Raw genomic sequence first — 6816 nt, forward strand, 5'->3', positions numbered from 1 at the left:
TCGAGCCGCCGCCGTCGGTGGCGTGCGCCGCCGGGACCACGCCTGCCGCCACCAGGGCCGCTGCGCCGCCCGAGGAGCCGCCGGCGCTCCGCTCCAGGTTCCAGGGGTTACGGGTCGGGCCATACAGGCTGGACTCCGTGGTCACCGTCAGGCCGAACTCCGGCGTCGTGGACGTGGCGAAGACGATCAGGCCGGCCGCGCGCAGGCGCCGCACCAGCTCGGCATCGGCGGTCCCGCGCACGTCCTGGAAGGCGCGGCTGCCTCCGGTGAGCGGCACGCCGGCCATGGGGTGGCCGAGGTCCTTCATCACCCAGGGAATGCCGGCGAACGGCCCGCCGGCCGGCGTCGCGGCCTCAGTGCGCGCCGGGCCGTAGCGCCGGTGCGCCAGGGCGTTGATCGCCGGGTTGACCGCCTCCGCCCGGGCGATCGCGGCGTCCAGCGCCTCGACCGGGGACACCGTCTTGTCCCTGATCGCACCGGCGAGCGCGGTGGCGTCCATCGCCATGTAGTCGAAAGGATCAATCACGATTAGGACGCCTCAGCTCAGGCCAGGACAAAGCGACGATCTCCGTTCGCCGCCACAAGCGCGAGGCGCTCCGGGCCGAGCGGTCCGCCGGGCCCGGGTCGTCCGGGGGTCGTCGGTGGACGCCTGACTCTGGCGCCTGGCTCCGGCGGCAAAGGATTCCGGGTAGCACGGCGGCCGCTCTCGCTTAAGATCGGCGGGCGGCGGTCGCAACGCCGACTTCGAGTCTGGAAGGGCGTTTGAAAGCGTCGCACGTGCTGGGATGCAGGCATTGCGGAACGATCCAGGCCACGCCGGATCGTCACCGCGGCGTGCTGGACTGCGCCGCCTGCGGCGTCGGCCTGGAGCGGTTCACGGGCCGGAGCCTGGACGCAGCGCTGGCCATTTCCGTCGCGGCGCTGTTGCTGCTGCTGCCCGCCAACGCGCTCACCTTCATCACCACCAGCCTGTTCAGCGCCGAGGAGCATAGCCGGCTGATCTCAAGCACCACGGTGCTGTGGCGCCAGGGCTGGCCGGTGCTCGCCATCGCCATCTGCCTGTTCACCGTGATCCTGCCGATCGTGCGCTTCTCGCTGCTCACAGCGGCCCTGGGCGCCTTGCGGCTGGGATGGCGGGACGCCTGGATCGGGCCGGTGTTCCGCTGGTCGAACGCGCTGCAGACCTGGGCCATGGCGGACGTCTTCCTGCTGGCCTTCCTGGTCGCCTATGCCCGGCTGGCCGCGACCATCACCGTGGAGCTGGGGCCCGGCGCCATCTGCTTCATCGCCGCGGGTGTCCTGACCCTGCTCAGCCGGGCGACCCTGGACAAGAAGGCGGTGTGGAAGCTGATCGCGCCACAGGCCGCCGTCGACGTCTGCCAGCCCGTCCTGAGCTGCGAGGCCTGCGAGCTGCTGGTCCCGGCCACCCAGGCCAAGCGGCCCTGCCCGCGATGCGGCCGGCGGCTGCTCGCACGCAAGACCGACGCGGTGGCCCGCGCCACCGCCTACACCCTGGCGGGCGCGGTCTTCTACGCGCCGGCCAACATCCTGCCGTTCGCCACCATTCCCATCAATCTGCAGCCCACCGCCTACAACATCATCGGCGGCGTGCACGACCTGCTTGAGGCGGGCCTGTACGGCCTGGCGCTGCTGGTCTTCCTGGCCAGCTTCCTGATCCCGGTGCTGAAGCTGACGGCCATCGCCTGGTTCATCTATTCGGTGCGGGCGCACTCCTCCCGCAAGCTGGTGTTCAAGACGCGGCTGTACCAGCTGGTGGACGAGATCGGGCGCTGGTCCATGGTCGATCCGCTGACGGTGGCGGCCTTCGTGCCCGTGGTGCGCTACAACACCCTGCTGACCGCGCGAGCCGAGGCGGCGGCGCCCTTCTTCACAGGCGTGGTTATCTTCACCATCCTGGCCGCCAAGAGTTTCGATCCCCGGCTGATATGGGACGTTTCGGAGCAGACCGCGTGAGCGAAACCCCCTCCGATCCGCCATCCGCCAACGCCGCTCCCGCCAAGACCCGCCTGCATACGGAGGCGCGTGAGCGGCGCGGCCGCTGGCCCGGCATGGTGTGGGCCATCCCGTTGGCGGCGCTCCTGGTGGTCGGCTATCTCGCCGTCCAGGCCCTGGCCAACCGGGGCGTCGATGTGGTGGTCACGTTCAAGACCTCCGGAGGCGCCCGGGCCGGCGAAACGCAGGTGGTCTACAAGGGCGTCACCGTCGGCCATGTCGTCAGCATCCAGATCGCCCAGGACGCCCGCAACGTCGAGATGAGGCTGCGGCTCGACCGCCGCGCCAAGTCGCACCTGCGCGAGGGCGCCAAGTTCTGGCTGATCGGCGCGGAGCCGAGCTTCACCGACCTCTCGTCCCTGAAGGCGGCGGTCTCCGGCGTCAGCATCGGCGTGTCGCCGGGGACGGGCGCGCCGCAGGACCACTTCGTGGGCCTGGACCAGCCGCCGGTGGTGCCGCCCGACCAGGCCGGCACGCTCTACATCCTGGAAGGCGCCCAGCTGAACTCCACCCGGATCGGGTCGGGCATCTATTACCATGGCCTGATCGTGGGGCGGGTGACCCGGGTCGAGATCAGCGATCCGCAGAAGATGCGCCTGGTGATCTTCGTCAACGCGCCCTTCGACCGGCTGGTCCACGCGGGCACCCTGTTCTTCAACGCCAACGCCGCCGACGTGGCGCTCAGCGCCGGCCATCTCAGCGCCAACATCGGACCCGGCAGCTCGGTGATCACCGGCGGGATCGAGTTCGACACCCCCTCGGCTGTCGCAAGCCAGCCGCAGAGTCCGGCTCGGACCCTGTTCGGCTTCTCGCCCAACGAGTTCCAGGCGAGCGACCAGCCCCGAGGGCCGCAGCTGAGCTACCGCGCCATCTTCCACGGCGCCGCCCAGCGACCCCAGGCCGATGCTCCGGTCTGGCTGAGCGGCGAGCGGATCGGACGGGTGCTGGCCAGCCGCATCACCCTGCCCAAGGGCGCCACCACCACCACCACCGAGGTGACGCTGGAGATCGAGCCTCAGAGCCTCGCCCTGCCCATCGATGGCGACGTGCGCGCAAGCACTGACGCCGCGCTACAGGGCCTGATTCACGGTGGCTACCGCATGCAGATGGGCCAGTACCCACCGCTGGTGGGCACCGCCACCCTGATCTTCGCCAAGAGCGCGGCGGGTTCGGGCGGCGTCTCGGGGGCCCTGCCGGACATCCCCACGGCCGGCTCGACGGGCGTGGACGAGCTCACCTCCAAGCTGAATGTCATCCTGGACAAGGTGAACGCCGTGCCCATCGAGGCCATCGGCGGGGACGTGCGCCAGATCACCGCCCATGTCGCGCAGCTGGTCTCCTCGCCGGATCTCGCCGACAGTCTGCACAAGCTGGACGCAACGCTCACCTCGGTGGATCAGATGACGCGGGAGATGAAGCCCCAGGTCGGCCCCCTCGTCGCCAAGCTGAACCAGACCGCCGATCAGCTCCAAGGCGTGGTCGCCAACGCCAACGCCGTGATCGGCGGCGGCCTGGGCGCCGCCCAGGACGCCAACCTGCCCGCAGCGCTCGGCCAGGTGACCGAGGCCGCGCGCTCGCTTCGCTCGCTAGCCGACTATCTGGGGCGGCACCCGGAGGCTCTGGTGAAGGGCAAGCAGAAGGGGGAGTGAGGCTGTCCTGCTCGGGGCGAGCGTGCCGCGGCCACGTCCTTCGACAGGCTCAGGATGAGGCCGATTGAAGACCCGGCGCCTCCTCCCCTTCCGTCCTTTACGGCCGCGGGTTGAACGCCACCTCGGACACCACGCGCCGCCCGTCGCGGCGGGAGAGCTGGATGGCCACGTCCACCATGGCGCCCACATAGTCCACGATCTCGGCGCGGCCGAGGTTGGCGCCGGACTGCAGCACCATCAGGGCGATCTGGTCCACCGCCGCGCGCGGGCTGTCGGCGTGCACCGTGGTGATCGAGCCCGGGTGGCCGGAGTTCACCGCACGCAGGAAGCTGTACGCTTCCGCCCCACGCAGCTCGCCCAGGATGATGCGGTCGGGGCGCATGCGCAGCGACGCCTGCAGCAGGGTCTCGGCCGAGACGTTGGCCTCGCCAAGCTCGCCCCGCACCGCGATCAGGCCGATGGCGTTGGCGTGCTGCAGGCGCACCTCGGGCGTGTCCTCGATGATGATCAGCCGCTCGTGGGCGGGGACTTCCTTGACCAGGGCGTTCAGGAAGGTGGTCTTGCCGGTGGAGGTGCCGCCGGAGACGATGACGTTCTTGCGCGCTTGCACCGCGCCGCGGAGGAAGTCGGCGATTCGGCCCTCGTCCAGCGCCGCCTGCAGGCCCTGGTCGACCTGGGAGCGGTCGTCGAGGCTGGAGCGGCGGGCGCGGTCGAAGGCGCCTGAGCTGGCGTAGTCGTCCAGGCTCAGGTCGTTGACCACATGCTTGCGGATGGCGATGGCCATGGCGCCGCGGGTGGCGGGAGGCGCCACGATCTGGACCCGGGCGCCGTCGGGCAGGGTGGCGCTGAGCAGCGGGTTCTCGCGGTTGACGCCCTGGTGGGCGGCGGCGGCGATCTGGCTGGCGAGCCGCCAGAGCGCCTGGTCGGTGAGTTCCGGCGCGGCGTGGCGCTGGGCTTCGCCGCCGAGTGTCTCGACCCAAACCTCGCCCGGCGTGTTGATCAGGATGTCGGTGACGTCGGGCCGGTCCAGCCATGCGCTGAGCGGGCGCAGATAGGCTTCCAGGTATACGCCGCGTTCGACTAGGCGGGGGCTCACGGGCGAACTCTCACAGGTGAGGGCTTATCGGCCGTCCACGGGCGTGAAGTCCAGGTCGCGCTGGACGAAGATGCGGATGGGCGTGCCCTGGGCCACCTTGATGGTCGGCGGGATGTCGGTGGGGAGCAGGCCGCTGGTGGCCCCGCCGCTGCCGGCGGTGGAGCCGATGGTGACCTGGGTGCTGGGGGTGCCGGCGGCGGCGTAGGCGGCGGCGTTCAGCACGGTCAGCAGCACCGCCCCGCTGAACCGCTCAAAGAAGTGACGGTCCACCTTGCCGGCCAGCCCCGCCCGCCCCAGCGTGTCGCCCCCGCCCGAACCGATCTGGATCGAGCCGCCGTCGGGGCGCAGCACCCGGGTCCAGATCACGAAGATGCGCGACTGGCCGAGCGCCACGGCGCTGCGGTACTCGCCGATGACCCGGCTGCCGCGGGGGATCAGGACGTTGGCGCCGTCGAAGCTGCGCACGTCCCGGCTGACCACCGCGCGGGCGAAGCCCGGCAGGTCGGAGTTCAGCGCCGTCTCGAGCACCGCGGGGATGATGGTGCCCTGGGGCGCCAGGGTGGACTGGTTGTGCAGAAGGGTGGCGCTGGCGTGTTCGGGCTCGGGGCCGGTCTCCACGCGGGCGGCGAACTGCTCGTCGGCGTTCAGCCGGGTGCTGCCGGCGGCGGAGCCGGCCGCTGCAACGGGCTTCGCCGCCGCCGTGGCCCCCGCGTCCGTGGCGCCTGCGAGGTCGACCACAAGCACGGGCGCCTTGCCAGCCGGGGACGGCGGCGGAGTCGCCGGGAGAGGAGGCGCAGAGGAGATGAGCGGAACGGGCGGAGGCGGCGTGACCACGGCGACCGCCGGCGGGGGCCGGGGCGGCTGCACACCTCTGCCGGCGGCCTCCATGGCGTTCACCTCAGGGGGTGGGGGGGGGGCGGCGACCATGGCAGCGTCGGCGGCCTGGGAAGGAGGCGGCAGGTCGTTGGTGGCGGCGTGGGGGCGATGGCTGCTCAGCCACAGGAAGGTGGCGAGGCCGAGCACGACCGCACCTCCGCCCACCAGCCAGGGCGCCGCTCCGCTGGATCGGCCCGCGACCGCGGGACGGAGCGCACCGCCGCCTTCGTCCAGCCCGATGTCGCCTGCGGGCTCGTCGGCCGCCGGTGTGGAGCGGGGGTCGATCCCGGGGGGGACGTCGGCGGAGCTCAAGGCTGCACGCCCTGCCTGGCCGCTTCGCGGGCGGTCTTGGCGTCGTGGGGGCGAGGCGCGTCTTCGCCTCGGAGCGGCGGTTGCCAGCCCTCATTGATCACCGTGGTGACGGCCTTGCCGTCACGCAGGGTGAAGCGGGGCGCGACCTGCTCCACCGCCTCGAAGCCGTCGCGCCAGCTGTAGTTGACCAGGCTCTCGGATCCGTCCGCCGCCACGGTGAACACGGCCGGGGTGGAGGTGTCCGCCGGCCAGCGGAAATAGGTGAACCGCCCGTCGTCGAACACCACCGACGGCAGCAGCTCGCGCGAGCCGGTGTAGGTGTAGGCGGTGTTGCGCCGCTCGATGGGCGCGGGCGGGGGTGCGGTGACCGCGGCCACCGCGGGCTCGGGCGGATAGGTGAAGCGCAGCACATAGGTCATGCCGACTTGGCTCGCGGCGCTCGCGGGATGGGCGTCCAGCTCGAACAGGTAGCTGCGGCGGTCGGTGACCACCGTCATGTTGGTGCGCGCCGCGTGCTCCACTGGCTTGACGAACAAGAGGCTCGCCGCCTTGTTGGGCGTGATCTGCCAGGCGGAGCCGTCGCCGATGGCCACGTTCTCGATGCGCTCGTCGGGGCCGAACTGCACCATCATCTGGAAGCCGAGGAAGGCGTCCAGCCGCACTACCCGGTCGGGGTCGTAGAACAGGGTGCGGATGCGCGCGTCGGGCTCGTGGGCGATGTAGGCGGCGCGGGCGGGACTGGCGGAAGCGAAGGCGGAGACGAAGACGACCGCCAGGATCGCCGGCCATTTTCTCATCTCCCCCTGCGCAGCGGGGGGAGGGGACCAGGCGAAGCCTGGTGAGGGGGGCTCGCTGGCCGCCACGGCGGAG

At 71.5% G+C, this 6816-nt stretch carries 6 protein-coding genes; 2 read left to right on the top strand and 4 right to left on the bottom strand.

From position 1 onward, the window contains the following. Positions 1–526 (bottom strand): amidase family protein (locus HUV06_RS13685; RefSeq protein WP_254601135.1); only part of this gene is annotated, 526 nt, incomplete at its 3' end. 236 nt (positions 527–762) lie between these two features. Between HUV06_RS13685 and HUV06_RS13690 the strand changes: the two genes are divergently transcribed. Next, positions 763–1974 carry a paraquat-inducible protein A gene (locus HUV06_RS13690; RefSeq protein WP_174301811.1) on the top strand — a complete coding sequence of 404 codons (1212 nt, stop codon included), beginning with the start codon at positions 763–765 and terminating at the stop codon, positions 1972–1974. Next, positions 1971–3662, top strand: a complete 1692-nt coding sequence (locus tag HUV06_RS13695) for an intermembrane transport protein PqiB (RefSeq protein ID WP_174301812.1) — start codon at positions 1971–1973, stop codon at positions 3660–3662. Before HUV06_RS13690 ends, HUV06_RS13695 begins: the two co-directional genes overlap by 4 nt. 97 nt (positions 3663–3759) lie before the next feature. On the opposite strand, the gene virB11 is transcribed toward HUV06_RS13695, so the two are convergent. The 3 genes from virB11 to HUV06_RS13710 are packed head-to-tail and all read right to left on the bottom strand — an operon-like array spanning position 3760 to position 6743. Then, positions 3760–4758, bottom strand: a complete 999-nt coding sequence (virB11, locus tag HUV06_RS13700; protein ID WP_174301813.1) for a P-type DNA transfer ATPase VirB11 — start codon at positions 4756–4758, stop codon at positions 3760–3762. 24 nt (positions 4759–4782) lie between these two features. After that, entirely contained in the window at positions 4783–5946 is a 1164-nt protein-coding gene (locus HUV06_RS13705; protein ID WP_174301814.1) for a TrbI/VirB10 family protein, read from the bottom strand. Next, on the bottom strand, positions 5943–6743 hold the full coding sequence (locus HUV06_RS13710) for a TrbG/VirB9 family P-type conjugative transfer protein (RefSeq protein ID WP_174301815.1): 801 nt from the start codon (positions 6741–6743) through the stop codon (positions 5943–5945). Before HUV06_RS13710 ends, HUV06_RS13705 begins: the two co-directional genes overlap by 4 nt. Positions 6744–6816: the final 73 nt, after the last annotated feature.

It is taken from the genome of Caulobacter sp. S45 (genome assembly GCF_903642205.1).
In the GTDB taxonomy this organism is placed as follows: domain Bacteria; phylum Pseudomonadota; class Alphaproteobacteria; order Caulobacterales; family Caulobacteraceae; genus CAHJWH01.